This window comes from Streptomyces sp. NPDC014889 (genome assembly GCF_043081205.1).
Taxonomy (GTDB): domain Bacteria; phylum Actinomycetota; class Actinomycetes; order Streptomycetales; family Streptomycetaceae; genus Streptomyces.
In genome coordinates this window covers 1-26544 of sequence record NZ_JBIBWH010000030.1, presented here as the reverse complement: position 1 = coordinate 26544, position 26544 = coordinate 1, and the positions used below count along the sequence as shown (strand labels likewise).

The 26544-nt window shown below is 68.1% G+C and carries 23 protein-coding genes and 4 pseudogenes; 11 read left to right on the top strand and 16 right to left on the bottom strand.

Features of this window, described 5'->3' with window-relative positions; genetic code table 11:
• Positions 1–66: 66 nt before the first annotated feature.
• A complete protein-coding gene (locus tag ACF09J_RS35370) occupies positions 67–264 on the bottom strand; it encodes a hypothetical protein (RefSeq protein ID WP_392309560.1) in 198 nt (65 codons plus the stop codon).
• A gap of 288 nt (positions 265–552) precedes the next feature.
• Here ACF09J_RS35370 and ACF09J_RS35365 point away from each other — a divergent pair, with 288 nt between their 5' ends.
• Positions 553–1218 (top strand): hypothetical protein, encoded by a 666-nt coding sequence (locus tag ACF09J_RS35365; RefSeq protein WP_392309559.1) that lies wholly within the window; start codon positions 553–555, stop codon positions 1216–1218.
• Positions 1219–1378: 160 nt separating this feature from the next.
• Here the strand turns inward: ACF09J_RS35365 and ACF09J_RS35360 are convergent, their stop codons facing one another.
• The 4 genes and pseudogenes from ACF09J_RS35360 to ACF09J_RS35345 form a co-directional block, all read right to left on the bottom strand.
• Positions 1379–2356: a helix-turn-helix domain-containing protein gene (locus tag ACF09J_RS35360; RefSeq protein WP_392309558.1), complete on the bottom strand. Its 978-nt coding sequence runs from the start codon at positions 2354–2356 to the stop codon at positions 1379–1381.
• Between the two features lie 465 nt (positions 2357–2821).
• Positions 2822–3574 carry a DDE-type integrase/transposase/recombinase gene (locus ACF09J_RS35355; RefSeq protein ID WP_392309557.1) on the bottom strand — a complete coding sequence of 251 codons (753 nt, stop codon included), beginning with the start codon at positions 3572–3574 and terminating at the stop codon, positions 2822–2824.
• A gap of 144 nt (positions 3575–3718) precedes the next feature.
• Complete coding sequence (locus ACF09J_RS35350; protein ID WP_392309565.1) at positions 3719–3895, bottom strand: hypothetical protein; 177 nt, start codon at positions 3893–3895, stop codon at positions 3719–3721.
• 162 nt (positions 3896–4057) lie between these two features.
• Positions 4058–4258: pseudogene (locus ACF09J_RS35345) on the bottom strand (hypothetical protein); the annotation flags it as partial.
• A 78-nt stretch (positions 4259–4336) separates the two neighbouring features.
• Between ACF09J_RS35345 and ACF09J_RS35340 the strand changes: the two are divergent.
• Entirely contained in the window at positions 4337–5692 is a 1356-nt protein-coding gene (locus ACF09J_RS35340; protein WP_392309556.1) for a DUF3662 domain-containing protein, read from the top strand.
• A 17-nt stretch (positions 5693–5709) separates the two neighbouring features.
• Here the strand turns inward: ACF09J_RS35340 and ACF09J_RS35335 are convergent, their stop codons facing one another.
• Positions 5710–5940 carry a hypothetical protein gene (locus ACF09J_RS35335; RefSeq protein WP_392309564.1) on the bottom strand — a complete coding sequence of 77 codons (231 nt, stop codon included), beginning with the start codon at positions 5938–5940 and terminating at the stop codon, positions 5710–5712.
• Between the two features lie 75 nt (positions 5941–6015).
• On the opposite strand from ACF09J_RS35335, the gene ACF09J_RS35330 reads away from it, so the two are divergent.
• Entirely contained in the window at positions 6016–6252 is a 237-nt protein-coding gene (locus ACF09J_RS35330) for a hypothetical protein (RefSeq protein ID WP_392309563.1), read from the top strand.
• On the opposite strand, the gene ACF09J_RS35325 is transcribed toward ACF09J_RS35330, so the two are convergent.
• A protein-coding gene (locus ACF09J_RS35325) for an IS5 family transposase (protein ID WP_392309555.1) occupies positions 6201–7021 on the bottom strand; the annotation gives its coding sequence in 2 pieces (ribosomal slippage) (positions 6201–6673 and positions 6673–7021; 822 coding nt in all). The genes ACF09J_RS35330 and ACF09J_RS35325 overlap by 52 nt on opposite strands.
• A 163-nt stretch (positions 7022–7184) precedes the next feature.
• On the opposite strand from ACF09J_RS35325, the gene ACF09J_RS35320 reads away from it, so the two are divergent.
• Both ACF09J_RS35320 and ACF09J_RS35315 read left to right on the top strand, forming a co-directional pair.
• Positions 7185–8423, top strand: a complete 1239-nt coding sequence (locus ACF09J_RS35320; RefSeq protein ID WP_392309554.1) for a serine/threonine-protein kinase — start codon at positions 7185–7187, stop codon at positions 8421–8423.
• A 2046-nt stretch (positions 8424–10469) separates the two neighbouring features.
• Positions 10470–10592, top strand: a pseudogene (locus ACF09J_RS35315) (ABC transporter permease); the annotation flags it as partial.
• A gap of 89 nt (positions 10593–10681) precedes the next feature.
• Here the strand turns inward: ACF09J_RS35315 and ACF09J_RS35310 are convergent.
• Positions 10682–11884 (bottom strand): S8 family peptidase, encoded by a 1203-nt coding sequence (locus ACF09J_RS35310; protein WP_392309553.1) that lies wholly within the window; start codon positions 11882–11884, stop codon positions 10682–10684.
• Between the two features lie 551 nt (positions 11885–12435).
• On the opposite strand from ACF09J_RS35310, the pseudogene ACF09J_RS35305 reads away from it, so the two are divergent.
• Positions 12436–13569 (top strand): annotated as a pseudogene (locus ACF09J_RS35305) (IS701 family transposase); the annotation flags it as partial.
• Positions 13570–14141: 572 nt separating this feature from the next.
• Here ACF09J_RS35305 and ACF09J_RS35300 read toward each other — a convergent pair.
• From ACF09J_RS35300 to ACF09J_RS35285, 4 genes are all read right to left on the bottom strand, one after another.
• The gene (locus tag ACF09J_RS35300) at positions 14142–14822 is read right to left on the bottom strand and encodes a hypothetical protein (RefSeq protein ID WP_392309552.1); all 681 of its coding nucleotides are present in this window, start codon (positions 14820–14822) and stop codon (positions 14142–14144) included.
• 116 nt (positions 14823–14938) lie between these two features.
• Complete coding sequence (locus ACF09J_RS35295; protein WP_392309551.1) at positions 14939–15238, bottom strand: hypothetical protein; 300 nt, start codon at positions 15236–15238, stop codon at positions 14939–14941.
• 299 nt (positions 15239–15537) lie between these two features.
• Positions 15538–15675 (bottom strand): hypothetical protein, encoded by a 138-nt coding sequence (locus ACF09J_RS35290; protein WP_392309550.1) that lies wholly within the window; start codon positions 15673–15675, stop codon positions 15538–15540.
• A 2-nt stretch (positions 15676–15677) separates the two neighbouring features.
• Entirely contained in the window at positions 15678–16436 is a 759-nt protein-coding gene (locus tag ACF09J_RS35285; RefSeq protein WP_392309561.1) for a helicase associated domain-containing protein, read from the bottom strand.
• On the opposite strand from ACF09J_RS35285, the gene ACF09J_RS35280 reads away from it, so the two are divergent.
• Complete coding sequence (locus ACF09J_RS35280) at positions 16353–16712, top strand: hypothetical protein (protein WP_392309562.1); 360 nt, start codon at positions 16353–16355, stop codon at positions 16710–16712. The genes ACF09J_RS35285 and ACF09J_RS35280 overlap by 84 nt on opposite strands.
• Positions 16713–16969: 257 nt before the next feature.
• On the opposite strand, the gene ACF09J_RS35275 is transcribed toward ACF09J_RS35280, so the two are convergent.
• Positions 16970–17908, bottom strand: coding sequence for an ISAs1 family transposase (locus tag ACF09J_RS35275; protein ID WP_392309549.1), 939 nt, complete (start codon positions 17906–17908; stop codon positions 16970–16972).
• 252 nt (positions 17909–18160) lie between these two features.
• On the opposite strand from ACF09J_RS35275, the gene ACF09J_RS35270 reads away from it, so the two are divergent.
• Complete coding sequence (locus ACF09J_RS35270) at positions 18161–18841, top strand: hypothetical protein (protein ID WP_392309548.1); 681 nt, start codon at positions 18161–18163, stop codon at positions 18839–18841.
• 236 nt (positions 18842–19077) lie between these two features.
• On the opposite strand, the gene ACF09J_RS35265 is transcribed toward ACF09J_RS35270, so the two are convergent.
• Positions 19078–19650, bottom strand: a complete 573-nt coding sequence (locus tag ACF09J_RS35265; protein ID WP_392309547.1) for a dihydrofolate reductase family protein — start codon at positions 19648–19650, stop codon at positions 19078–19080.
• 344 nt (positions 19651–19994) lie between these two features.
• Between ACF09J_RS35265 and ACF09J_RS35260 the strand changes: the two are divergent.
• A pseudogene (locus ACF09J_RS35260) lies at positions 19995–20761 on the top strand (transposase).
• Between the two features lie 69 nt (positions 20762–20830).
• On the opposite strand, the gene ACF09J_RS35255 reads toward ACF09J_RS35260, so the two are convergent.
• Both ACF09J_RS35255 and ACF09J_RS35250 read right to left on the bottom strand, forming a co-directional pair.
• Complete coding sequence (locus ACF09J_RS35255) at positions 20831–21262, bottom strand: VOC family protein (protein ID WP_392309546.1); 432 nt, start codon at positions 21260–21262, stop codon at positions 20831–20833.
• Positions 21263–21517: 255 nt separating this feature from the next.
• Positions 21518–21667, bottom strand: a complete 150-nt coding sequence (locus ACF09J_RS35250; RefSeq protein WP_392309545.1) for a hypothetical protein — start codon at positions 21665–21667, stop codon at positions 21518–21520.
• A gap of 46 nt (positions 21668–21713) precedes the next feature.
• Here ACF09J_RS35250 and ACF09J_RS35245 point away from each other — a divergent pair.
• Positions 21714–22963 (top strand): IS3 family transposase gene (locus ACF09J_RS35245; RefSeq protein ID WP_392309544.1). Its coding sequence is split into 2 segments (ribosomal slippage): positions 21714–22050 and positions 22050–22963, totalling 1251 coding nucleotides; the frame shifts between segments, so codons are not numbered across the junction.
• Positions 22964–23632: 669 nt separating this feature from the next.
• A complete protein-coding gene (locus ACF09J_RS35240; protein ID WP_392309543.1) occupies positions 23633–26326 on the top strand; it encodes a M4 family metallopeptidase in 2694 nt (897 codons plus the stop codon).
• Positions 26327–26544 lie beyond the last annotated feature (218 nt).

Sequence of the window (26544 nt, the reverse complement as noted above, 5' to 3'; positions counted from 1 at the left end):
CGCTGGAACAGCTCCCACAACACGTCCGGCACCAGTTGCTCAACAATCCCCGCCACGACCAACAGCCTACTGAGCCAAATGAGATGACGTCTTAGTCACGCCGAGGGAGGAGCCGAGGGCGTGGCCGGCGAGGGCGGAGCCAGCAGCAATGCCGGTGTTGTACGCGGAGGTGGTCAGGGCGGAGGTCAGGGCTAGGGCGTCGCCGGCGAAGCGGACGGCGAGGGAGGTGACGACGGGGTTGACGGCGAATCCGGTCAGGGCCATCAGGAAGACCAGGGAGCCCGGGGCCTGGTAGGCGCGGGCCGAGTTCCCGTGGCTTCATATCTCTGAACGGCAGGTGGGGGAGAGCGATGGAGGTCTGTGCCGATGGCCGGAGTAACACGGGGCGGGACGAATGGCTCGCCCGGCAAGCGTGCTCTCCGCAAGCAGGCCGCCCGGGTGCGGGCTGCCCGTCGTGCCCGGGAACGTGCCGCCCGCAAGCGCCGCAAGGGAGCGCTGTCCCCCAGCGCGGTACGCCGTCGGGCCCGGTGGCGCCGGATATGGGGGGTGGGCGTGCCGCTGCTGGGTGCTGTGCTGGTGCTGTTCGGGTCGGCGGGTCTGGCCGTGGTCGCCGAGAGCCTGGACACCGTAAGGGCGTTCCGGGCTGCGAGGTCGTGCCCGGACGGGAAGGGCCCCGGTCCCCGTCCCGGGGAGGACTGTCTGCGCGTACTCCCGGCGACCGTGAAGGGAACGGTGATCGTGGAGGCGGGAAAATACTACAAGGAGTACACGCTGAAGCTCAGTGGCCCCCGCCAGGTCCCGGCTGAACTCGACATGGGAGATGCGGACCCGCTACTCAGGCATCTGAATCGCGGCGACCAGGTGACCGTGAGCGTCTGGCGGGGCTACGCGCCCTCGGTCAGCAAGGACGGGGTGACGCAGGCTACCGCCGACACTCCGGAGAGCGAGCCGAATATTTCCATGGCGCTGTCGCTTGCTCTGTTCACAGTGGGCCTCTACGGCCTCTACGCGGGCGCCGTCACCCTGCGTCATGCCCAGCGGGAGCTCCCCAAGTCGCTCACGGTGCGGGGCAAGGAGGCCCTGACCGCCGCGATCGCTGCCGTTCCGGCCCGCGCTATCGGCGACATGATCGGAGGCCCTGTAGCGGTGACGCTGGTGTGGGTAGCGATGCTGCCCGTGATCTGGTGGATCGGGCGCCTGGCATGGGAGAAGAACTGAGTGTGCGACACCCCGTCAGTTTCCCTGAGCTTCACCGACTCGCTTCGTTCACTTCTAGGGTGCGTTTCAGAAGTGGATCTTGGCACATCAAGATCCACTTCTGAAACGCACCCTAGGACACAGCGGCCTACCCACGGTGGTCGCCTCACGGGTTACGCCGTTACGCCTGGTACGTGCCCTGGCTGGCGGCGCGGTACTCGCTGGGGGTCATGCCGAAGGCGGTACGGAAGGCACGAGTGAAGTCGGACGGCCTCGGATACCCCCAGCGCATACCGACGGTGCCGATAGAAACGCTGCTCATGGCGGGATCCGCGAGTGCCCGCCGGCAGCGGGCAAGACGCTGCTGTTTGAGAAAGTCGCGCACGGTGGTGCCCTGCTGCTGGAAGATCCGGTGTAAGTAGCGCGTCGATATGAAGTGTGCTGCCGCTATGGCGCCGGGTTTCAGGTCGGGATCTTGCAGGTGGGCGACGATGAAGGAGCTGATCTGTTCGAATAGGGCCTGCTGCCGTGACTCGGGGGGAAGCGCGGCCGGCCGGTCGATTTGGTGGGCGAGCAGAGCCGCCGTCAGATCAACTGCCGTGTTGCCCAATCGTACGCAGTCAGCGGGCGTGACGTCTGCGTGCGTCTCGACAAGGCTTGTCAGCAACTGACTTAGGAGCCGTCCAACGCCTTCCCGTCCGGACAGCAGTGTCCCGCACAGGGGTGCCACGGCTGTCTCGGGCAGTGGCAGGAGACGCCTGGGGAACTGCAGTAGCACGGACCGTGCTCCGCAAGTGCTCGGTTCCACCTTGGCGTGGAACGGCCGTGAGCTGTCGTAGACAACGAGGTCACCGGGGCTGAGAGGAGCGTGCCGCCTGTCCTGTTCGATGCTCTGCCGTCCACCGGTGACGAGCGCGAGCTGGTACAGCTCGGGATCGGACTGCCGGATGAGCCGAGGTGTGCGCTGTGACGACAGCGCCGTATACGACATCACCGACAGCTGGACTGACCCGAGCGTCATGGCCTGGATGCTGCCTCGGCCATCGGGTTCGTGGAAGCGGATTTGTGTCCTCACGAGGGCCAGCCCTGTGGATTCGACCCAGGCCGCCAACCGGTCGGCGGGCGGGAGGTGGGCGGTGTTCAGCACTGTGGTCAGCATGACTTTCCCCCGTAATTGCCGCTTGCAGGTACGGATGTGACGTGCAACTCGATCGAGCTGTCCTGCGTACGAGTGTCGCCCGGGCACAGAGGCACGGAAAGTGCGTTGTGCGCCAAGCGGAGTGCGCTGCCTGCCAACAACGGGCCGCACGCCCGGTGGCACGCTGACGCTGCACGGGCACTCTTACCTTGGGAGAAAACGAAGTGATCTTGCGTAAAGTGGCGATCGCTGCCATCACGGCCGCGGCCGTAGCTCTTCCCGTTGTTCCCGCCGCAGCGAGCGAGATGGGCGCATCTGGTTGGAACGGCCACTGTTACACCAACTGGGCCACCACGACCCAAGCGAACGTATGGTGTGACGGCACTGGGCCCGGGCGTTACGGCGCGTCCATCGTCTGCACGAAGGGAAGCTCGACCAAACAGCGCGATTACGGCAATGGTCCCTGGTTCGGCGACCGTCGAGGCATCACGATGACCTGCCCCTCGGGCTACCACCGCGCCTACCAGTGGGGTTGGCCGGCAAACTGACACAAGGGGCGAGACGGCTCCGGACGAAAGGCGTGCTGCCTGGCGGGCGCCCTGACTGCACGAGACGCCCCCGGGGCAGATGACCGGGGGCGTCTCGTGTCCCACATGCGGCCAGTCTGCCACTCGGCACCCGCCCTCTCAGGCCGCTGGCGGCGGGTCCCCTTGGGATGCCCCCGGGTCGATGAGCCTGATGAGCGCCCCAGACGTCCGGTTGAAGCTTCGCCGTGCTCTTGGACACTCGATGCTTACACCACGAGGGCGTGTTCTTGTTCGAGGCGCTGCCGGGTCTCCAGCGGGGTGAGGTAGCCCAGCGTGGATGGCGGCGTAGGCGCTGTCGGTTGTAGAAGGTTTCGACGAAAGCGAAGATGTCCGCGCGGGCGCTGAACCGGTCGGGCCAGCAGCGGGTTCCGATCTCTTCCTTCAATAGTGCGAAGAAGGACTCGGCGGCGGCGTTGTCGAAGCATGAGCCGGTGCGGCCCATGCTCTGGCGTAGTCCCAACCGGCCTATTTCACGTCGGAATTCGTCGGAGGTGTATTCACTGCCGCGGTCCGAGTGCGCAATGCATCCGGGCTTCAGTTGCCCGCGTCCGGCGGCCATCTTCAGTGCGTCCACGACCAGGCCGGCGCGGTGGTGGTCGGCCATCGAGTAGCCGACGATCTCGCGGGTTGCGAGGTCCAGCCAGGTCGCCACATACAGCCGTCGCGGAAAAGTCGCGGCGGATCAGGTCCGGGGCGGGCACCGCCCTTTTGGCCGGGTGGGTCAGGCCCTTGCGTCTGCGCCGTGTGAAGCCGCTGATGCCGCGTTCGCGCATGACGCGCTCGATCCGTTTGCGGTTCACGCGGTGTCCGAGCCGGCGCAGCCCGGCGTGGATGCGCGTCTTCCTCGCCGAGCGCGTCTTCTCGCGGCCAGCCACGGGTAGAAGGAGGAGCGGGCCACCTTCAGCAGCCGGCACAGCAGAGCAACGTTATGGGTGGTCTTCTCCGCCTCGATGAAGGCGTACACCTCGTTCATCGATTGCTCTCCTTCGCGAAGAAGACCGCCGCTTTTCGCAGCACCTCGATCGTCTCCGCCTGCTCGGCGGCCAGCCTCCGCAGCCGGCGCAGCTCTTCGCGCTCGGCCGTCGTCAGCTCTCCCGGCGCCCCCTGCCCACGATCGATCGTGTCCTGCTTTGACCCAGTTCTGCAGTGCCTCGGCGCTGACCCCGATCTCCCGGGCCACGTCGGTGACGGTCTTCCCTGAGGAGGGAACGAGCGCGACCGGGTCCCGTTTGAACCGATGGCACGGCGCGCCGCCATGCCTTTCGTGCGACAGTTGCTCTCCTCGATGAGTCGCAGAGCAAGGCTGGGGGCGTGAACGCCCCAGGCACTCGTACATCTCGGTCGGCCGGGTTCCGGGTGCCGTCCCACTCGTACGGACGAGCGTGTGTGCAGGCGTGGAGGGCAGGCGCCCTCAATGGGATTCATCGGAACGGTTGAAGACGCATTAGAGCGATGGACGGCAACCCTGTGGGGCCTGATGCTCCCGCGCAGACGGCAGGAAGTTGAAGTGGTGGCCGTACTTCGCCGCCAGTGTGACGACAACGCCCTGATTCTGGACCGTGAACGTGTCCTGGTGCCCAACGCGTTCACCATTGAGCTGCTGCCCGACATTCACCGGCAGCTCACGGCCGACACTGCAGGCGTGGCGCCGCACCTTGCGAACCAGGTGCGGCGCCACGCAGCCGAACAGGGCTACACCTTCGCCGGTCCCGTGGCCGTCGATCTCTGCCCGGCACCCGCCTGCGCAACCGCCCGGTTCAGCATCCGCAGTCGAATCGTGCCGGCAGTAAAAGGCCCGCGTCCTCGCAGCAGCGACGACGACCGAGGCCCTCCGCTGCAGCCACGCACCCGGGCGCTGGCGGGCGATCTTCACGCCGTGCTGGCCGGGCTTGGGCATGTTGCTGCCTCGCGGCGGGGGCCCGCCTGCGGGGGAGCCTCCGGGCGCGGCGGGCGGCACAGCGGGGCTGGAGCTGCCGAACAGCTCGGGCCTGCGAGCCTTCAACGCAGTCGCAGCCTCGGTGAGGACCTGCTCGTCGGCGTCGTCCTCGACGACCAGGAGCAGCTCGGCGTCCTTCAGATCGGCACCAGTCGCGCCGAGCCCGACGAGGACAGCACGGCGTGCCGCTGCCCGCTCACGGGCCACAGCCTGCGCCTCACGCTGCATCGCGGCGGCCTCCTTCTCAGCGGCTGCCTGCTCGCGCCGCTCCAGGTCGGACAGGGCCGCAGTCTGGGCGTCACGCTGCTGCTGCACGAACGCGGACAGGTCGTCGGCCTCGGTGAACCCCAGTTGCTCGACGAGATCGCGGACCGCGGCCCGTCCGCCCTGCTGCTTCTCGCGGGCCAGGAGCCGGGTCAGCGCCTCCTGGTCCAGCGTCTGCGCCGGGGGCGCGGCCGGGCTCGGGGCGGGCGGAAGCTGCTGGTTGGACGGGTCGGTGGGGTCCGGGCCCAGGATGGGGTAGATGGGTCGGCCGTCACGCCGGTAGCCGACGGGTGTACGGGGGGCGGGCAGCAGCCTGTCCATGCGGATCCAGTCCTTTGCAGCAGCGCCCCCGCGCCGTCGATCATTGTAGCCACAGCCACAGCCACAGCCACAGCCACAGCCACAGCCACAGCCGCAGCCACCCACTCCGCGTGCTGCTCGCGGATTACGGGGCTTGCTTCACCGGGTCCCGCTCAGCGTCGGCCGCCAAGTCCGAAGAAGTCCGGTCCGGCCTTCATCAGACGCCTCTCTCCGAGGGATACAGCTCCTCTGAGCCGGGGAGCCCCCTAGAGCCTGTCTGACAATGATCATGCTGCGGCGGCTCTTCTCTGTGGAATCGGCCGGCTGCCTGTGGGAGGGTCCTGCATGTGATCAGTCAGGATGGCGTCCGGGTCCACGAACTCGTACTCGCGGAGGGAGTTCGCCCTGCGGACGTTGTGCGTGTTCATCGCGAAGTACTTCACGTGCTGCGTTCGAGCATCGACGCAGCCCACATCGACGCCTACAGCGATGACACCTGGCCGGCCGAAGTCCTGCACTCGTATGAGCGTGCGCTATCACTGGCTCGGCAGGAGGTCGTGAGCGGTACCCGGTCCAGGCGCTCCGATCCTGGGATGGGGATCGACCTTGATGTCCGAGACGACGAGCAATTCAACGTGCTGTCGGACTTGGCGCCCTACACCATCCACGCCGAAGGCCGGCTGGACGGCCGGCTGGTCTTCAGCGCAAGCGGCTCGGGAACGGCCCTGTGGATTGAGGTCACGCAGGAACAGGAAGCAGCGCTCCTGTCCCGATTGGGTCAGCTGGGGATCCCATCGGGAGTGCTCACCGTCCCGTCACCCCGGCGCTGAGTGCCTGCCGACCCGGGCTCGCGGAGCCAGAGGATCAGCGAGGCGAGGCGCAGTCCGGCCTGGTAGCGGTCCGCGAGCTTGTCCAAGCGGGTTGCTACCGCGCGGAACTGCTTGAGCCGGTTGAAGCACCTCTCGACGACGTTGCGGTGCTTGTACGCTTCCGCGTCGAAGGCGGGTGGCCGGCCGCCTTGGGAGCCCCGACGGAGCCGGTTCCGCCCGGCACGCGGGACACGGACAGCGTCAAGTACCGCCTCGAACACGGTGGAGTCGTTGACGTTGCCGGGTGTGAGCACGAGCGACAGCGGTAGGCCGCGACCGTCGACCGCCAGATGAACCTTGGTGGTCAGCCCGCCCCGGGACCGGCCGAGGGCCTGCTGTGCCGCCGAGCGTTCCGGATCTTCCAGTTTGTCCCCGTTCGCCTCCCCTTTTTGCGGGCGCCGGCCGCATGTTGATGGGCGCGATTGATCGTGGAGTCCACCGAAACCGTCCACTCCAGCGTGCCCACCCCGTCATCACGGACCTGGACGTGCTCTAGCAGCTTCGCCCAGGTGCCGTCCGCATCCCAGCGGGCGAACCGCTCATAGACCGTCTGCCACGGCCCATACCGCTCCGGCAGATCACGCCACGGCGCACCCGTCCGCAATCGCCACAGCACCCCATTGACGACCTGCCGATGATCGCGCCACGGGCGCCCACACCTGTCCGCGCCCGGAAGTAGCGGCTCTATCCGCTCCCACGCCGTATCCGTCAGCTCGCCTCGACCCGTCACGAGATCATTATCAGACACGGCCTAGGCCAGCCGGTGTGCCGATGCCGTCCCTCAGGAGACCGATACGCTGTGGGCCGCTGCGGCTTCCCCACCCTCACCCGCGCCCGCGTAGGTGTTGCCCTGGCCTGCGGCGGTCGTCTCATGGCATGAGGATGAAACACAGATGTTGATAGCGGGCCGGTACCGGCTACACGACCCGATCGGACGGGGTGCGATGGGGGAGGTCTGGCGGGGAAGCGACGAAACTCTCGGCAGACCGGTGGCCGTCAAGCTCCTACTCGCCCAGGAATCCGACCCCACGGCCGCCACCCGCTTCCGCCTGGAAGCGCAGACCGCCGGCCGCCTCAACCACCCCCACGTGGTCAGCGTGCTGGACTTCGGCGAGCAGGAGGGCCGCCTGTTCATGGTGATGGAGCTGGTCGACAGCGACAGCCTCGCCGGCTTGCTGTCCACCACCGCGCCCCTGCCCGCCGAGCGCGTCGCCCGCATCGCCGCCCAGGCCGCAGCCGGACTCGCCGCCGCCCATCAACAGAGCATCGTGCACCGCGACATCAAGCCCGCGAACCTGCTCATGGATGCCGACGGCACACTCAAGATCGGCGACTTCGGCATCGCCCGTTTCCTCGACGACCCGGCCGGCGCCCTCACCGCCACCGGGCACATCATCGGCACCAGCCTCTACCTCGCCCCCGAACGCGCCCTGGGCAAGCCCGCAGTTCCCGCATCCGACATGTACTCTCTCGGCTGCGTGCTCTACCAGCTCCTCACCGGACGCCCGCCGTTCCAGGCCGACACCGCCATCGCCATCCTCCACCAGCACCTTGACGCCACGCCCGTACCTCCCCGTGAGTTTGGCGTCGTGCTCCCGCCCGCCTTCGAGAACTACCTGCTCGGCCTCCTCGCAAAGCAGCCCGAGGATCGGCCCACCGCCCAGCAGATGGCCGACTGGTTCGCTGCTGGCGCCTGGCAGGGCCACCCCGAGCCACTGCCCTCCCCCCTCCCGGCTCCGGTCGCCTCCTTCGTCCAGGACTCGCCGCTTCCCGAACCCGGCCCCGCGACCACATACGTACTCCCATCTGCCACCGTGCACGCGGGCGTCCGCGGCCGCCGGGACCGCCGGCAGTGGGCCGGCGAGGTCCGCCGCTTCGTCGGCCGTCCGCCCAGGCTGCTGGGTACCCTCGCCGCCGCCCTGGTCTTCCTGGCCGCGATGCTGCTCGGCATGACCTTGTTCTCACCGGAGCGGAGCTCGGCGGACATCCCCCAGGCCGACCCGACGGCCCGTACGACAAGCCCCGCCCCGGCGCCGCCACATTCCTCCCCGGAACCGAGCACGGCCCCGGCCACCTCCGCCACACCCGAGCCGCCTCCCTCCACCGACGAGGACCAGGACGAGAACGACTGAGCGAGCTGACGGTGCGACGCCTGCGCTCTGCTCAACGAACGCGGCGTCCACGGCCGCATCGCGCACAAAGGTGAGAAAGCACCGGTCCAGGCCAGTCGGCGACGTGAGCCCGTCAGATGCTAGCGACGAGGCTGCACTCTTCTCAGCCATCGCTGCTGAAGCTGTCCTGCGCGCCGGCGGTGCCCGGCTGGACCAGCGGCACCTTGGGCACCGGGTCGGCCTCGGGCAGGCCCAGGTACTTGCGCACGGCCCCGTTGTCGCCGGTGGCGTCGGCGAGCCGGGCTGCTTGGTCGAAGGCCCGCTTCTGGATGCGTACGATCTCCTTGGCGACGTCGTCGATGGGGTATCCGGCCTCCTGCAGCATCCGCACCGCGGTCTCCAGGGAGAACACGCCGCCCACGTATCGTGACGTCCTTGAGGACAGAGGCGCGGTCGGTGGGCGTGTGCGCCCCCACACCAGGCGTGCGGGCAGCGACTCGCCGCGGGCCACACCTGCCCGGCCTGGTGCAGGCGCTGCACCATGCGCAGCAGCAGCTGGTACTTGTGGTTACGGGCCAGGCGCATCACGCCGACCAAAGAGTCCAGCGGGCTCAACGCGAGCTGCAGCGCGTACCCGGAAGGCGCCTTCGCCGGGTCGAGGCTACCGATCCCGGCCGTCGTCAGACGGGTGTTGGAGGCGAGCCGGTCCATCAGGTGGTCGATGCGCTTGCGGAGCTCGGCGAGCTGCGCCGACGTGTCGAGGGTGTCCATGCGCCCCTGGTCGGACAGCTGCCACACCGATCCGGCCTCCACCCGTACGGGCATCGGCTGCCCAGTAGTGCGGTCGATGGGCAGCCGTGCCCCGGCCAGAGCGGTGATCGGCGTGCCGGTGGTCGCCGACGCGGACGCACTGTCGGTGTCGGTGGCGGCCAGCTCGTCCAACAGCTGCAGCACGGTCGCCAGGGTGGACTTGCCCCAGTGCTCGCCGACATCCGGGATCGAGTTCGGGATGTGCACCACCGGAATGAAGTCCGCCATAAGATCGAGGCGGTCGAGGACCTGCCCGTCGGAGCGCACCCGGTAGGTGGCCTTGTCGGGCGGCAGGGAGAACACGTCATGGGCGCGCCCCAGGTCCTCCAGCAGCCATTCTGCGTCGGTGAGGTAGCAGGTGATGCCGAACGGCTTGTTCGGCGCCCACGGGTAGGTGCGGGTCACCGTGCCGGTCGCCGCGTCGAGGGTGTCGGCCGCGGTGAGCACCGGTTCGCCGTCTCCGCCGACGACCAGCTCACGTACGCTACGCCCGTCCACAGCGCCCGGCTGGGTCGCCCAGCCGATCGGGCCGAGTTCGTAGGTGATGCGGCGTACGCGCGCCTTGAGGCCGCGCGCCGGGTCGGCGGCCAGGTCCCACGCGAAGTGCACACGGGTCGGGTACTCCTGCGCGTCCTGCTCGCCCTCGTCCCACTCCGGGAAGTAGAAGCCGGGATCGTAGGTGCGCAGCAGCACCCGCTGCTTCGTCGGCTCCCAGGCGAGGGTGTAGACGCCGTCCCCTGAGCGGACCGCGCACCGTTCGCACTGCTGGACCCGCAGCGGCAGCAGCTCCTTGTCCGCCCAGGCGCGCAGCCGCTCCTGCAGGGCGGCCGCGGCGACCGACTCCGGGGTCGGCTTGTCCTGGCCGGCGTGGTCGGCGCCGGGCACCACGATGTTCTGCTCCGCACCGAGGAGGTAGCCGAGGGTGGTGTCGATCAGCTTGGACGGATCACCGAGTTCGCGGCGCTCCGCCTGGTTGGAGTCGTACGCGGCAAGGAACTTGTAGGCGGCCAGGCGGCGCAGGTGCTCGCCGGGCACCCACGAGGTGTTCAGTTCGGGGGACGCGTGCTGGCCGGGCCGGTTCGGATCGGCCATGGCCTGCTTGTAGTTCAGCCACGACCAGGCGTCGATGGGCAGTTCGCGCAGCCTCACGGGTCCCCTCCAGGCGTGCCAGGGCCCCGCGCCCACGCCGACCAGGAACGGCGACGACGGCGCTACCCGCGGCGACCAGGGCGACGGACACCACCAGCGTGGCCGCGAGCGGACGCGATCCAGCCGCACCCCGAGTGCGTCGGCATGATCCAGGGTGCGGCGATCTCGGTGACGTACGCACTGGTGCTGTTCGCACTGGCCTTCCGCGGCATCGCAAAGGACGTGGCAGGAGCGTCAGCGCCGGCAGGAGGCGCCTGGCGCGGCCGGGGTGCCGGTGTGCACCCCGGCGTCCCGGCCGCGCGCTCAGTGCGTGCGGACCGTCAGAGCAGCGAGTACAGCAGCTTGTTCGGCGATCCGGAGCGCGGGTCCTTTACTTTGCCGCTGGTCGCCCCGTTCACCAGGGCGTCCCGCACCTGCTGCGGTGTCGCGGTCGGGTGGGTCGCCAGATACAGGGCCGTGACCCCCACGGTGTGCGGAGTCGCCATCGACGTACCGCTGATGGTGTTGGTCGCGGTGTCGCTCGTGCTCCACGACGAGGTGATGTTCACGCCCGGGGCGAAGAGGTCCAGGCAGGTGCCGTAGTTGGACCAGGAGGCCCGGGTGTCGGTGCTGTCGGTCGCGCCGACCGTGATGGCCTCGGGGACCCGGGCCGGCGAGGTGGTGCAGGCGTCCTGCGGCATGCCGAGGATGTTGCCGTTGCCCGCGGCGATCGAGTAGGTCACGCCCGAGGCGATGGACCTCTTCACCGCGTTGTCGAGCGTGGTGTCCGCGCCGCCGCCCAGGCTCATGTTCGCCACGGAGGGCTTGACGGCGTGTGCCGTGACCCAGTCGACGCCCGCTACGACGCCGGCGGTCGTGCCGGAGCCCTTGCAGTCGAGCACTCGCACGGCGACCAGTGAGATGCCCTTGGCGACCCCGTAGGTCTTGCCGCCGACCGTGCCCGCGACGTGGGTGCCGTGGCCGTTGCAGTCCTGCCCGTTCTGGCCGCCGCCGACGGTGTCCGTCCCCACACTGGCGCGCCCGCCGAACTCGCTGTGCGAGGTGCGGATGCCGGTGTCGATGATGTACGCGGTGACGTTCGACGCAGTCGTGTTGTACGTGTACGTCGTGTTCAGCGGCAGGTCGCGCTGGTCGATCCGGTCCAGACCCCAGGTCGCGTTCTGCTGGGTGTCGGTGATCCGGAGAGTCTGGTTCTGCTGGACGTACGCGACCTTCGGATCCCGGGCGAGCGAGGCGGCCTCGGAGCGTGACAGCTTCGCGGAGAAGCCCTTCAGGGCGCTGCGGTAGACGTGCCCGAGAGTCCCGTGGTGCTCCTGTGTGAGGGAACGGGCCGTGTTGGCGGGCTGGTTGGTGGCGCCGTCCTTCAGGACGACGATCCAGCTGTCGGAGATCGCGGTGGACTGCGGGGCGAGTCGCAGATCGGGTTGGGGGGAGCCGTGGGCCGGGGTGCCGCCCAGTTGGAACCCGACCACGAGCAATGCGGCGGGTAGGAGGGCGCCTAGACGGCGGACGGTGGCGCGCATATGTGGTGCACCTGGCCTTTCACTGTCCGGATCGCGGGCAATTGCGGGTTGTGCGGTGCGCGTGGGCTCGCATGCGACGCCCGTCCTATTCATGGCATGTCCAAGTCAACGTCAAACATGCGTGAACGAAGGTGCCGTCTCAAGAGAGTTGGAGCCGGTTGGCTCGCGCGCACGTTGCGCAGCGAATGCAGTTCGTCCGGCGTCACAAGCCGTAGGCAAGCAAGGGGGCTTGAGTTGAGGGGCTGACGTGGACAGCGAGCCCCGCCGAGGCTGCCGATGTGTCACCGCCGGCTGTACATGGCTCGTCAGCTGGGTGGCGGTGTGACCTGCACCGATGTCGGCGCGCTGGACAGATCTCGCGCAAATGGGGAAGTTCTGCGCGAGCACGCTGGCTAGTACTCCAGCCGGACTTCTAGATTTTCCCTGGTCAACGGCCTGGCAGCGGGGAGTGTAGCGGGTGTGTGGTGGTCGCGGGACGGTCTTGCCGGGGCTGTCCCGCGAACGTGTGCCCGCGCCGCATGTAATGACAGCGCGACGAGCAGTCCATTGTCGTGATCCACGACGTACCGACGAACGCCTGGGACCTGGAACTCGAAGAACTCTTCCTGCGGATCGGTGGACGCTTTTCCCGTGTGGAGGCCCGGCGGCGGATGCGGGACTACGTCCGCGGGCTGCTCGGCCCGGTAGGCCGCAAGAACAGCTGGCAGCTCGCCGAGTACGCCGGCCACGCCACCCCACACGGCCTGCAGCACCTGCTCTCCCACAGCCGGTGGGACGCCGACGGCCTGCGCGACGACCTGCAGACCTACGTCGCCGAACAACTCGGCACGCCAGGTGGCGTGTTGATTGTCGACGACACCGGCTTTGTGAAGAAGGGAACCACCTCTGCCGGAGTGCAGCGCCAATATTCCGGCACAGCCGGCCGCACCGAAAACTGCCAGATCGGGGTGTTTGCCGCCTACGCCACCACCCGCGGTCACGCCCTGGTCGACCGCGAGCTCTACCTGCCCAAGTCCTGGACCGGTGACCGCGAGCGCTGCCAAGCGGCCCGCGTCCCCGACGAGCGTGGCTTCGCCACCAAGGGCGACCTCGCCCGCGGCATGATCGAACGTGCCCTGGCCTCCCCTCTCCCTTTCACCTGGGTCACCGCCGACTCCGCCTACGGACAGGACTCCCACTTCCGCCGTTTCCTGGAAGACCGCGACCTCTTCTACGTCGTGGCCGTGCCCAAGTCCCAGCAGGTGAATGGCCCGCGCATCGACCATCTCATCGAGCAGGCCCCGCTCGAGGCGTGGCAGCGTCTGTCGGCGGGGCAGGGGGCGAAGGGCGAGCGTTCCTACGACTGGGCCGCCGCCCGTCTGCCTGCCGTGGCCGAGTCCGACGGCGACGAGCCGACCCGGCAGCGATGGATGCTGGCCCGCCGCAGCATCAGCAAGCCCGACGAGATCGCCTACTACCTCGCCTGCGCCCCGCTGGAGGCCACCGTCGCCGACCTGGTCCGCGTCGCCGGTTGCCGATGGAAGATCGAGGAGTGTTTCCAGAGCGCGAAGAACGAGTGCGGCCTGGACCAGTACGAAGTCCGCCGCTACGTGGGCTGGTCCCGGCACATCACACTCGCCATGCCCGTCCACGCGTTCCTTGCAGCGATGGCCGCCCAGGAACGCGAAAAAGGGGTGACACGGCCGACACGCCCGACCTCGTGGACCTCACGCCAGCTGAAATCCGCCGTCTGCTGGCAACTGAACCCCGCCGCCATCCTGCAGGCCGCAACCACGCGGTGAACTGGTCCCGCTGGAGACGCCGCCACCAAGCACGAGCCCGACGCTGTCATTACATGCGGCGCGGGCACACGTTCGCGGGACGGCGCCGGCAAGACCGTCCCGCGACCACCACACACCCGCTACACTCCCCGCTGCCAGGCCGTTGACCAGGGAAAAACTAGAAGTCCGGCTGGAGTACTAGGGCTTGACAACCGGGGTAATACCGCCGGGACAGGGGCCATGACTTGCTCGGGCGTGATCGTCGCGTCGTACGCGAGGACCGTCTCCTCGGAGTCCGCCCCGGGATCCCTGCGCCGCACGATGGTCATGACGGATGCCATCGTGTCGACGGCGGGTGAGGCACCGGAGTGTGACGGTCCCGCCGCCTGGTGGGCGGCGGGACCCATATGGCTGGCCAGGTGCTGACCAAGCGAGTTGGTTCAAGGCGCCGACTTGGCTCCCAAGGACAGCCGAACCAGCGACCTGCTAGGTATGGCCTAGGTTCGGGGCTCCTCGCCGCACACCAGGTCATGCGCCTCCCGGAAACCCGGATACGTTCCCGGGTTCCGGCCGCACTTGATCATGCCCTCGGTCTTCCCGTACCACGTGGTGACGGTGCCGTAGACCGGTGCCTTCGCATTGCCGGCACAGCCTTGGACGAAGCTCGCCTCGACCACCTGCACCCCTATCACCGAGAGGTAGTCGCCGTTCATTCCTGTCATGTCGTCAGTCCCGAAATCGGGCATCGGTACGGACTCCCCGTTCTGCGCGAGCCGCTTCCCTCCGAGATTCATGTGCTGTTCCAGGGAGGCGAACACCAACTCCTCGGACACCTTCGCACTGGAGTCGATGCCAGCTGTCACCTCGCGTACGGGAACGGCCTGGAACTTGACGCTCGCCGCCTGCTCACCCTTCTCGACGCGAACCAACTGGGAGACGGCGACCAGTTTCCCTGTGGTCCTGATCTTTCCCCAGTGGAATCGGCCGTTCCCGCATATCCACTGCGACACCGAGATCGCGGTCGGCTTCGGGGACGCCGCCGCTTTCGCTTCCCTGTCTTGCGATGACGCGGTACACGCCGTCGCCACCAGGACAGTTACGGCCAGCAGGGCGGCCTGCCGCACCCCGACCCCTCTCCTGCCGGCCGACTTGCCCGTGTCTGGGCCAGACCGCGTCATGGGCAGAACTCCTTCTTCACCTTTGCGGACAGTCCGTCCTGGATGGCTTCTTGCAGCTGATGCTCCCGTGACGCATCAACGAGTGAGGGCCCGAGCTTTGAAGTCGTGGGACTCTCTCACGAGCCGTCCCACAGCCCCAGCCGTCGCAGACGACGCTGTCGACGTCTCTCATAGAGTGCCGCGAGCCCGAAGATTCCGCCGAGCAGAAGGCTGCCGATCGGCGCGATGACGTAGTCCGACGGCTGCACGTCTGGGAGCAACAGGAAGAAGGTAGCCCACACTGCTCCCGTCAGAAGTGACAGGATGACCGGATGCCGGGCCGTGAACTTCTGTGTGCGTGTTGGCGGGCGCTCACCGCCAAGGAGGCGGTCCACGGTCCAAAAGGCCCGCACCAGTCTTCGCCTGGTCTCTGACATGGCCGAGAGGGTAGCGCGCGCCGATCAGTCCTCGACCGGCGCGATGCCAGTTGGGCGCTACGCTCCCCAGTCTGCCGAACGGCCCATACGAGAGCGGTGAGCTGCAACTTCATGGCCGGGCCAGCACTTGAATGGCTCTCCCACCGGTGCTCCCGCTCACTGGGACGCCCGGAACCCGCTGGGGCCAGCCCTTGAATTGCGGGCCTGTACACCCTTCGACAGTCAGCCTCGCAACACGCGGCCGTCGGTGGTGCGTCTGGACGGGATGCGTGCGCCACGGCCAGGGTCTGGACCGGGCTCTACCAGCGCATGCCGAGGTGGTCGAGGTCGGCCCGTCGCTGCGGGTTCAGCGTTGCGGCGCGCCGGCGGGTGTTGCTGACGAATGTGCCCAGCCCGATCGCTTCCCCGTCGACGTGTTCGATATGTTTGCGTGGCACGGTCAGGTGGCCTTCGCGGGCGTGGAATTGCCGGGCGGCGGCGATGTTCCGTTACCATGCCGCGCCCTGGGTACGCCGTGCAGGCGGCTGTTCGTCCTCGCCTGCGGGCTTGAGTCCGAGTGCGCTGTCCAGCAGCCACTGCTGGGCGGGCAGCAGCCTGTCCCAGCCGAGCCGCTGCGCCGCGACCCATGCGCCCAGGTCCTTGCCCAGCACGACGGTCTCGCCCGCCCGTGCCGGCAGTGGTGAGACGGCCTTGACGCGGGCGTGGGCGAGGCGGAAGCAGCGTTGCCACGCCACGTCCCAGCCAAGCGGGCACCATCCCGGGTCGATCCCCTCCAGTGCGCCTCCAGACGGCTCGGTGGGAGCTCCCCGGCGGTGGAGATGCCCGTCTCACCCGCGGCGCGCCGTTCGGCGTTCTGCAGTGTCCTGCGGGCGGCAGCCGGCACGTTCTTGGCCCATGTCCCGATGGGGTAGCCGTCCCACACCGCTCCGGCGGGGGGCAGCAGCATCCCGCCGTGCGCGGCCGCGTACGCACGGGCCACGGCGAGGCCCTCCTCCCAGGCGGTGTCCCGCACCGACCACACCATCCCGAGCGCCTCCAGCTCGGCGACGCGCTCGGGCTCCAGCGTCCCGGCCGCGTAGTAGCGGCGCTGATCAGCCACCCATACCCCCAGAGGATGAGCACCCATTCCCGTCGGCCAGTCCTCCGGGGTGACGAACGTGTAGGGCACGCGCAGCTCGGTGCTACCGGTCTTCCTCAGCCATCGGGTGGCGGCTTCGACGCCGCGTCGCCAGTAGGCGCCCTCAGGGTCGATGACCCGGAGTCGGATGAACTGAGTGAGGGCTGCCGGGTCGCGTTCCTCGCTGAATCGCAGCACCCCTACTGCCGCAGCAGTCAGCAATTCCCGCCCGCTGGCGTCGTCGTCCTGGCCGTCAACGAACTCGCCTTCCGCTTCCTCGCCTTCGTCCGCAAGTCGGCTGTTGCGGACCCGAGGGTCGGCGAGGGCCTCGATCGTGTCTGTGTCGTGCGCCCGTAGTGCTCTGAGGACCTTTGCGAGGGTGCCGTAGGCGTCCAGGGCTCTGTCGTTCTCGCGGTGTGTCCGGATTGGTCATGTAATCCCGAGGGTGGCCAGGGGCCGGACCATGCCTCGACCGTGGTGTCGCAGGCCCTCGGCGATGTTGTCCCACCCCATCAAGCGAAGCGCGCTGATAGCGAGGTTCCGCAGGCTGGCCATCGCTCGCGGCGCGCTTCCGGTGCGGATGCGTGATGCATCCTCCCCGAACGTCGTATCCCTCACATAGTGCTCCCGATTCTCGATGCCCCAGTGTCCTCGAACGCGTTTGGCCAGGTCGGCGGCGGTTGCCTGATGCGCAGCCAGGCTGGTGACCGCGTAGACGCGTTCGATCGACACGTTTCCGGTGCGTACGGTTCGCCGACGGCGGACGATCTGCAGAGCCTGAGTGGCGTGCGGGAAGGGCAGGAGACGGTGGCGGCCTTCAGCCGCCGGATCTCGTCCCGCCCGTGGGCGGTCTTGCGGGTCTTGTCCATCAGTGGCACGTCCCTCCAGGGCAGGCCCTTCAGCAGCGCATGCAGGGTGGGGTGGTTGGCCTTGACCACGGCGATGTAGTGCGCCTGCTTCTCCTCCACCAGAAACGTCGCGTGGTCGGTCTGGGTCAGCAGGGCGTCGAAGGTCACCACCGTGTTGGCCGGGTCCAGTGGTGCGAGCAGTGGCCGGAACGCGGTGATCTCGTTGCTTCTGGCGGCGACCTCGCGCTGAGCGAGGACTACTCCGTCGCCCCGCAGTGCAGAGATGAGGTGGACCGGGCGACCGTTGGGGCGCACCGCGCCGCGCAGCGACTTGCCGTCCACCGCGACCGCGATGCGGGCCGGGCGGCCTTGCGATGGTTCGCCCAGGTGGGCGGTGCGCAAAGCAGCGGAGCGAACAGCGAGCCAGGCGCCGATCGCCACGTCGAGCGCATCGCCGTCGACACGTTGCAGTAGGCGGCGGACGGTCGCTTCGCTCGGTGCGGACAAGGGCCGGTCCGGATCGCGCAGGCTACCGCCGCACCAAGACAGAACCTGGTCGGGAGCATCAGCGGCCCACTCGGCGATCGCGGTCAGCGACTTCGCGCCGGCCAGGACCGCGCACGCGGTCAGGGTCAGGACAAAGGCCAGGGGGTGGCGTCTGCCCTTACGGCGGCGTGGGTCAGGTAAGCGGCGGAACCGGTCCAAGAGGCCGGGCAAGTCCTTGTGACAGGCCGGGGCTGCGCCGACAAGTTGTCCCAGCCCGGCGGGGATGGGTGATGAAGGCAGAGCAGGCACGTACGGTCTTCCGTTGTGGTGATCAGATACTTCGGCACTTCATGATCCTGGAAGCACGTACTTGTCTCCGTACCCCCAGCGTCCGCCAACCGCGTAGCGTTATCGAGCTGACGTAGAGTCGGCTCTTTGGTAGGAAACGACGCAGGGAATAGGTGGGGGGTTATGGGTGCGGACGCCAGGGTGGTGCCGGGGTTCCCGGAGGGGGAGTTTGTCCACACCGGTGATCACAGCCGGAATTACCGCATAGCTGTGGAGCGGCCGGAGGCCGGCCGGCCTGCGCTGCTGCACGTGGTGAAGCGCGGCGAGGGCGGGTTTGTCCTGTATGGGCAGGAGAGGGGTGTCGGTGCCACCCGTGAGTCTCTGCCCAACCTGTACTCCGTCCAGGGAGATTGTGAAGCGCGGCTCTTGCTGCCGGTGAACACGACGCATGTGAAGGTCCAGTCGAAGGGGGACGAGCCCCTGTCCTGGTCGATGCGGATGCTGCCGCTGGGGGAGGCAGCGGTGTTCACCGGGGAGCATCTGGGGGAGTGTTCGGACGTCCTCTACCGGTGCGACGCCGTGCCGGGCCTCTTCGAGGTGGAGGTGGACGCCGAAGACGGCTGGGACTGGGAGCTGTCGTTCGTCTGCGACCACCAGCTGGGCGGTTCTCTTTACGTCGATTCCTTGTGCTGGAAGTGCCGGGAGATCACCGTCCGGGAGGCCGAGCGGATGGGCACGGATCTCGAGGACGGGCTGGAGGGGACCGGCGAGGACGGCGGGCGCTTCTTCCTGCCCACCAGCGGGTTGATCACTTTCGTCTCGGAGGGCAACCACCAGTGGTCGGTGCGGGCCGCACGACTCTGAGCGCCGGGTGAGCTGCCCCGGCCGCCGGAGGGTACCCGGGGGCTTCGTCTGGCTTCGGGCCGGCCGGCGCGCGGACCACCAAGCGGCTGCGAAACGCCACAAGTTGCCAGATCACCCAGTAACCGGGGCGTTTTACGAGAACGACGGAGCCCTGGGTGACCCGATGTCCACTGAGCAGACCTTCCGACCGGTGCCGTGTCCGATGACGCGACGGCCGGGGGTGTGCGGGAGCCGTGTCAGCGGACGACGTCGAACACGTTCTTCTGCAGGCCGTTGGCGAATGCCTCGTGCTCAACCAGCTTCAGCTTCTGGGTGTCCTTATCCGTGGCGCTGAACAGGCGCTTGCCCGCGCCGAGCAGGAGCGGGAAGACGAGCAGGTGGTAGCGGTCGATCAGGCCGGCGTCCGAGAGGCTCTGGTTCAGGGCGGCGCTGCCGTGGACGATGATCGGGCCGCCCTCGGTCTCCTTCAGGGCGGCAACCTCGTCGAGCGAGCGCAGGATGGTGGTCTCGCCCCAGCCTGTCACCAGTTCGTCCTCGGTGAGGGTGGTGGAGACGACGTACTTCGGCATCACCTTGTAGTCGGCGAAGTCCGCCATGTCCGGCCACACCGGGCTGAATGCCTCGTAGCTGGTCCGGCCCATCAGCATCGCCGTGGCTTCCTTCTGCTCGCGGCCCTTGATGTCGAACGCCTCGGGGAGGAACTCGATGTCCTTGAAGGTCCAGCCGGAGTTCCGGTAGCCGGGCTCGCCGCCCGGGGCCTCCACGACGCCGTCGAGCGAGATGAAGGCAGTGCTGATCAGGGTACGCATCTAAGGTTCCTCGGTGTCTCGTATCTGGTTCTCAGCGGGTCAGATCGGTGCACGCTTCGACCACACTTGCGGCTGCGGCGCATCAACCATGATCTATGACTGTTGATCACGAAGGAACTCATCGGTCCGCGCCCGTCTTTTTTCTGACGGTCTCGCCGACCGAATTAGCTTGGAGGGCCCTACGCGCCCCTGGCTGCGGCACCTACCAGCAGCGCAACAGCGACTTGCGGTGAATGACCCTGAACCTTGAGTACGGAGTAGACCCCGGCCATGACAGCCATCACAGCGATGACAGCGAATCTAAGGGCCGTCCCGTACGTGATCTTGCTGTGGGATGATCTTGGCTGTGGCTGGTGTCATCACCGTCTGAGTCGTCCTGGATAGTCCCGTTCACCGGGTTGAGCCCGCGTGCCTTCGGCCAGTTGGCGACGCAGCTGCGCCGCGAGGGTGTCGGCGCCCCTGGTCGGGGCCGGCCGTGGAAGCTGTCGCTGGAGGACCGGGTTTTCTTGGTCGCCGCGTACTGGCGGACCAACCTGACCATGCGGCAACTGGCCCCGCTGTTCGGGGTGTCGAAGTCCGCCGCCGACCGGGTCATCGACCACCTCGGACCACTCCTGGCGCTCTGGCCCCGCCAGCGGTTCGCCAAGGACGCCGTGCTCATCGTGGACGGCACTCTGGTGCCCACCGCGACCATAAGGTGGCCGAACAGTCCAAGAACTACCGCTACTCCACCAACCACCAGGTCGTCATCGACGCCGACAGCCGCCTGGTCGCCGCGGTTGGCCGACCGCTGCCGGGCAACCGGCACGACAGCCGGGCCTGGGCCGAGTCCGGCGCCAAGGCCGCCGTCGGCAACACCACCACGATCGCCGACGGCGGCTACCCGGGCACCGGCGTGGTGATGCCGCACCGCCGGTGCCCGGGCGAGGCGCTGCCCGACTGGAAGCAGGCCCACAATAAATCGCACAAGCAAGTCCGCGCCCGCGTCGAGCACTGCTTCGCCCGCATGAAGACGTGGAAGATCCTCCGCGACTGCCGCCTGCGCGGCGACGGCGTCCACCACGCCATGCTCGGCATCGCCCGCCTACACAACCTTGCTCTCACGGGATAGCTCCTGCCGCATGCGGGACCTGAGAGGTCCACGGGAGACGGCTCCCCACCTCGCAGTCTTGGAGGAGATTCAGGCGAGGCAGAACTCGTTGCCCTCGATGTCCTGCATCGTGATGCACGACTCGTTGACGCCATCGGCGCGCTGCGTCAGCACGTGTTTCGCGCCGAGAGCCATCAGCCGTGCGCATTCGGCCTCGAGTGTGGCCAGGCGCTCGTCACCCACGAGCCCGGCGCCGGCCCGCACACAGAGATGCACCCGGTTCTTGACGACCTTGCCTTCGGGAACTCGCTGGAAGAGCAGGCGTGGACCCACACCGGAGGGATCAGTGCACGCGAAGTAGATCTCATCCTCAGGCGGCAGCGAGCGGTGGTACTCCTCCCACGTGGCAAAGCCCTCCGGGATCGTCGGTACGACGTACCCCAGCACCTCGCACCAGAAAGCGGCGAGGCGCGCAGGTTCCGCGCAGTCGAAGGTCACTTGGAACTGTTTGATCGTTGACATCGGCGCACGATAACAGGGGTCCTGCTCATCTCCCTGGGTGGGTAGGTCCGCACGTTCTCGGGGGCCCCTGCTGTCCGCTGCTGTGTCGTGCGGTCCCAGGGGTGAACCGAGGCCGGTGCCTCCCCAAAAGGGAGGATCTGGGATGCGATCCCGGCCAGCCACTCTCGTGCTGCCAAAGATCAGTTATGGGACAACCCTTACGAGCTCGTGCACGGTAGGCGGTGAGGCGTCGAGGGCTTCGGTGGGGTTCGGTGTTCACATCTGCTGTGCCGGGATCAGGTCCGCGGTCTGCTGGTGGGACAGCAGTCCGGCGACGGCCTCGACGGTGTCGCTGATGTGTTCGCGGCGGCCGAGGTGGCGGGTCAGGGCACGCCAGTTCGGGGCCTCCCCCTGAGTGGTGGACACGCTGATACTGGATCTGCTTGATCCGGAGGAAGCGAGAAGGCCGCCGATGGCGATGAAGGACTATTCGGACGAGTTCAGGGCCGATGCCGTGGCCCTGTACGAGTCCACGCCCGGGGCGACGTACAGGAGCATCGCCGCCGACCTGGGCGTCAACCGGGCCACCCTGCGTGAGTGGGTGCTGCGGGACCGTGACCGCCGCGGTGTCGCCGCCACGGCCCCCGCCTCGGCCGGGCAGACGGCGGCCCGGCCCGGGAAGACGATGCCGTCCGCCGATCCGGACGAGCGGATCCGGCAACTGGAGGCCCGGGTGGCCGAGCTCGAGGCGAGTGAGCGGAAGCTGGCGACCGAGCGGGACATACTCCGCAAGGCGGCCAAGTATTTCGCCGGGGAGACGAACTGGTGATGAGCCGCTTCCAGTTCGTTGACGACCACCGGGACACCTTCGAGGTGAAGCAGCTCTGCGAGGTCCTGGATCTGAACAGGTCCAGCTACTACAAGTGGCTCGCCGGAAGACAGGCGAGGGCGGCACGACTACGCGAGGACCGGCTCCTGGCGGCGAGGATCCGCGAGGTCCACGGCGAGTCCGGCGGCGCCTACGGCTCCCCACGGGTGACCGCCGAGCTGAGGGAGAAGGGACTGCGGGTCAACGAGAAGCGGATCGCCCGGGTGATGCGGAGGTTCTCCATCACCGGCATCCGCCTGCGCAGACGCGTCCGCACCACCGTCCCGGACCCGGCAGCCTCACAGGTTCCGGACCTGTTCCAGCGGGACTTCACCGCCACCGAGCCGGGGCGGAAATACATGGGCGACATCACCTATCTCCCGCTCGCGGGCGGGGAGTTCCTCTATCTCGCGACCGTGCTGGACTGCTTCAGCCGCAAGGTCGTCGGCTGGTCCATCGCCGACCACATGTGCACCGGCCTGGTCGTCGACGCACTGCGGATGGCGGCCGCGACCCGCGGCGGCCTGGACGGCTCGGTGTTCCACTCCGATCACGGCGCCCAGTACGGATCCCGGGCCTTCGCCGACCTCTGTGACCAGCTCGGGGTGACCCGGTCGATGGGTGCGGTCGGCACCAGCGCGGACAACGCGGCCTGCGAAAGTTTCCACGCGTCCCTCAAACGCGAGACCCTCCAGGGCGCCCGCGACTACGGCGACGCCAGCACCTGCAGAAGGACGGTGTTTGCCTGGCCGGCCCGCTACAACACCCGCCGCCGGCACTCCGCCAACGGCCACCTCAGCCCCAACGAATACGAACGCCGACACCACGCGGCTAAGCTCACGCTCGCCGCGTGATCAACGAAGCGTGTCCACCATCACGGGGGAAGGCCCCTCGACGCCTCACCGCCTACTGTGCACGAGCTCGTAAGGGCTGTCCCATAATTGATCTTTGGGCCGGGGTGGGCCTGGCTTCTGCCCGTGAGACAGTCCACGCTATGCAGCTTGAAGCAGGTTGTGCTGTGGCGGACTTCCTGGAAGTGAGCAGTCTTTCGAGGCTGACCTGGGCATTGCTCAGTTCGGGGAGCGGGATGCACTGGAAGTTATTGATGGGTAAGTCTGATAGGTCGCATCGACCGAGTCGATTGACCTGTGAGTTTCTGAGATCTGCTCACTTTGAGCGTTGACTGCTCAGGGCAGGGGAGCCGCCGGTAGTAGTGGTCGAGGTGGCGCTGGTGTTGAGGCGGCTGGATGCTTGAGCACGTGGGTATATCCGGCTGCCGGGGTGGTGGTTGGTTTGCCAGAGTGGGGGAGTGGCTGACGAGTTTCGTGGCGTTGCGCGCGTTCGCGCGGCCGCCGATCCGGCTGGCTCGACTGATCACCTTGAGGGGCGAGGCGCTTTTACGTCAGGGCGTATTTGCGCCTCGCACGATCCCTTGTTGGCGTGAGCATCTATGCCGAACCATCGGACACCGAACGCGTGAGGCCCTTGAGGTCCGCGCATCCGTGTGTGATGGGGAGGAACTCGTGAGGACAAGACGGATCCGCCGGATCCTGGCCACTGGTGTCGTGGTGGCGGCCACCAGTTCAGCGCTGCTGTCCGCGCCCGTCTGGGCCGCGGACGGCACCACGCCCGCGCCGGCAGCGGCCACCGACCCGGCTCCGGTGGCGCCCGCCATGACGCAGGGTCTGGACACCTCGGCCCGCGCGGGCACCCCCGCTCAGGCGGCGCGCGCCCACCTGAAGGACCACCAGGGCGTCTACAAGGTGCCGCCGTCCGATCTGAAGACCCTGAAGACCACCAAGGACGGAAAGCAGTCCTCGGTCCGCTTCCAGCAGAAGCACGACGGGGTGCCGGTCTTCGGCGCCGAGTACGCGGTGCAGACCGAGCCGGCCGACGGCGGCCAGAGGGTCCTCTCCGCCACCGGCACGCTGTACACCGGCCTCACCGTGTCCACCACCCCGAAGGTCACCGAGGCCACCGCCAGGCAGCGGATGTTCTCGCTGGACGCGCACCTGGGCACCGTCCGGGGTGCCAAGACCGCCGAGCACGGTCTCGTCGTCCTGCCCAACTCCCATGGCGGCACGCTGACCTGGCACTTCACCGTGACCGGAGCCAGGGCGGACGGCAGCCCGGTGCGCCAGGAGGTGTACGTCGACGCGAACGTGGGCGGCATCGCCCTCTCCTACAACAACATCGACGCGGCCGACGCCGCGCCCGTCACGGCGACGGGTGTGCGCGTGGACGGCAGCGAGGCGAAGCTGAATGCCAACCGGGAGGCGGACGGCTCGTACACGCTGGTCGACTCCACCCGCGACATGTACGCGCGGACCGGTGGCCAGATACGCACCTACGACGCGCAGCGCAAGAACTACACGCTCGTCGCGGGCGGCCCGGTCACCGACGACGTCCCGCTGGTGAAGTCCTCCACCGACCGTTTCGACGGCGCGAACACCACCAGCGGCGCGGTCGACGCCCACGTCAACGCCACCAAGGTCTACGAGTACCTCAAGAACCAGCTCGGCCGGGACGGCGTCGACGGCAAGGGCGGCAGCATCTACTCCGTCGTCAACGTCGCCAACAACGGCAAGGACTACGCCAACGCCTTCTGGGACGGCTCCAAGATGGTGTACGGCCACATGAACGGCGTGCCGCTGTCGGTGGGCCTGGACGTGGTCGGCCACGAGATGACACACGGCGTCACCGAGCACGCCGCCGGACTTGTCTACCTCAACCAGTCCGGCGCCCTCAACGAGGCCATCTCCGACTACTTCGGCAACGCCATGGAGACCGCCGACAAGGGCATCGCCATGAGCGACCCCACGTCCGGACTCGTCGGCGAGTACCTCTGCAACGGCACCAAGCCGCTCAAGGACTGCGCCCTGCGCGACCTGAACGACGGCCGCAGCGCGCAGAAGGACTACATTCCCGTCATGCTCGACTATGACAACGGCGGAGTGCACACCAACTCCACCATCGTCGGCGGCGCGCTGTGGGACATGCGCAAGAACATCGACACCAAGCTCGCGGACCGGATCATCTACCGGGCCGCGGAGAACTACCTCACCCCGCTGTCGGGCTTCACCGACATGCGCAACGCGGTGACCCTGGCCGCGAAGTCCATGAAGGTCTCCACCGCCGGCCTCGCCGCGATCGACAAGGCCTTCGACGCCCACGGCATCGAACAGGGCTGGGAGCAGAAGGGCGGCACGCACGACGGCACCACCATTGGCGCCAACGTCCTGCCCGCCTACGAGGTCTACGGCGGCGTCGACGAGCAGGCCGCCCAGATCAACGGCGACGTCTACGCCATCGGCCACGGCGATGCCATCGCCTGGGGCCAGGGCAGCGCCGCGTTCGGCATCACCGTGGGCCGCTTCTCCAAGAACCCGCAGCACGAGCTGGCCCAGAAGGACGCCTACCTGCTCGACCCGTCCCTCGACAGCGACCGGATCGTCTTCACCCGGATCGCCGCCGACGGCGTCGGCGTCTACCAGGCCGGCGACAAGGGCCAGGGCGAGATCAAGAAGCTGGTCGACGAGCCGGGCGTGGACGAGACCGAGCCGGTCACCGAGAACGGCGCCCTCGCCTACATCCGCACCAGCCCTGACGGTGAGCAGGACGTCGTGCTCCGCAAGTCCGACGGCACCACGGTCAACGTGACGTCCGAGCCCGGCACCCAGGCGTCCCACCTCGCGATGAAGAACGGCACCATCGCCTGGGCCGGCAACGGCACGTACCTCTACATCTACGACATCGCCACCGGCAGGACGCAGAACAAGCGGATCGGCGGCTGGCTGTTCAACCGCATCGGCGACATCCAGCTCACCTCGGACCGCGTGTTCTGGCGGGAGGATGGCGGCTTGCTCCCGAGCACCAACTTCGTGTCCGCGCCGCTGGACGACCTGGGCAAGGCGGCGAAGCTGAGCTCCCCGTCCAGCACGTACGTCGCCCAGTTCTCGGTCAACGACGACTACTTCGCGTACTCGACGTACAGCGCCTGGGGCGGCCTCGGCGCCTGGGACGGTCCCACCAAGGTGAAGGTCGCCAAGACCTCCGACGTGCTCGCGGGCGTCAACGACTTCAGCCGGGTCTCCTGCTCCTCCGGCTCGCAGCTGGCCCCGTCCCTCGGTGACGGCCGGCGCGTCGTCTGGCTGGACACCACCGCCGCCTCGACGGACGTGGTGACCCGCAAGACGTTCGCGGGCACCTGCGAGTAACGCCTGTCGGCACAGGGCGGCCGCCGGACTCCGGCGGCCGCCCAGGATTCGTCGGTTTCAGCAGGTCGGGACGGGAACGTACGACGACGGCCGGAGCCCCCGCACAGAGGGCCCCTCACATGTGCTCTGACGCGTAAATAGCAGCAGGTCAGGGTGGGTGTGGGCAGGGTTGGGTGCCCGGTGGCCGTGCTGGTCGCCGGGTGTGCTGGCGCTGGTGG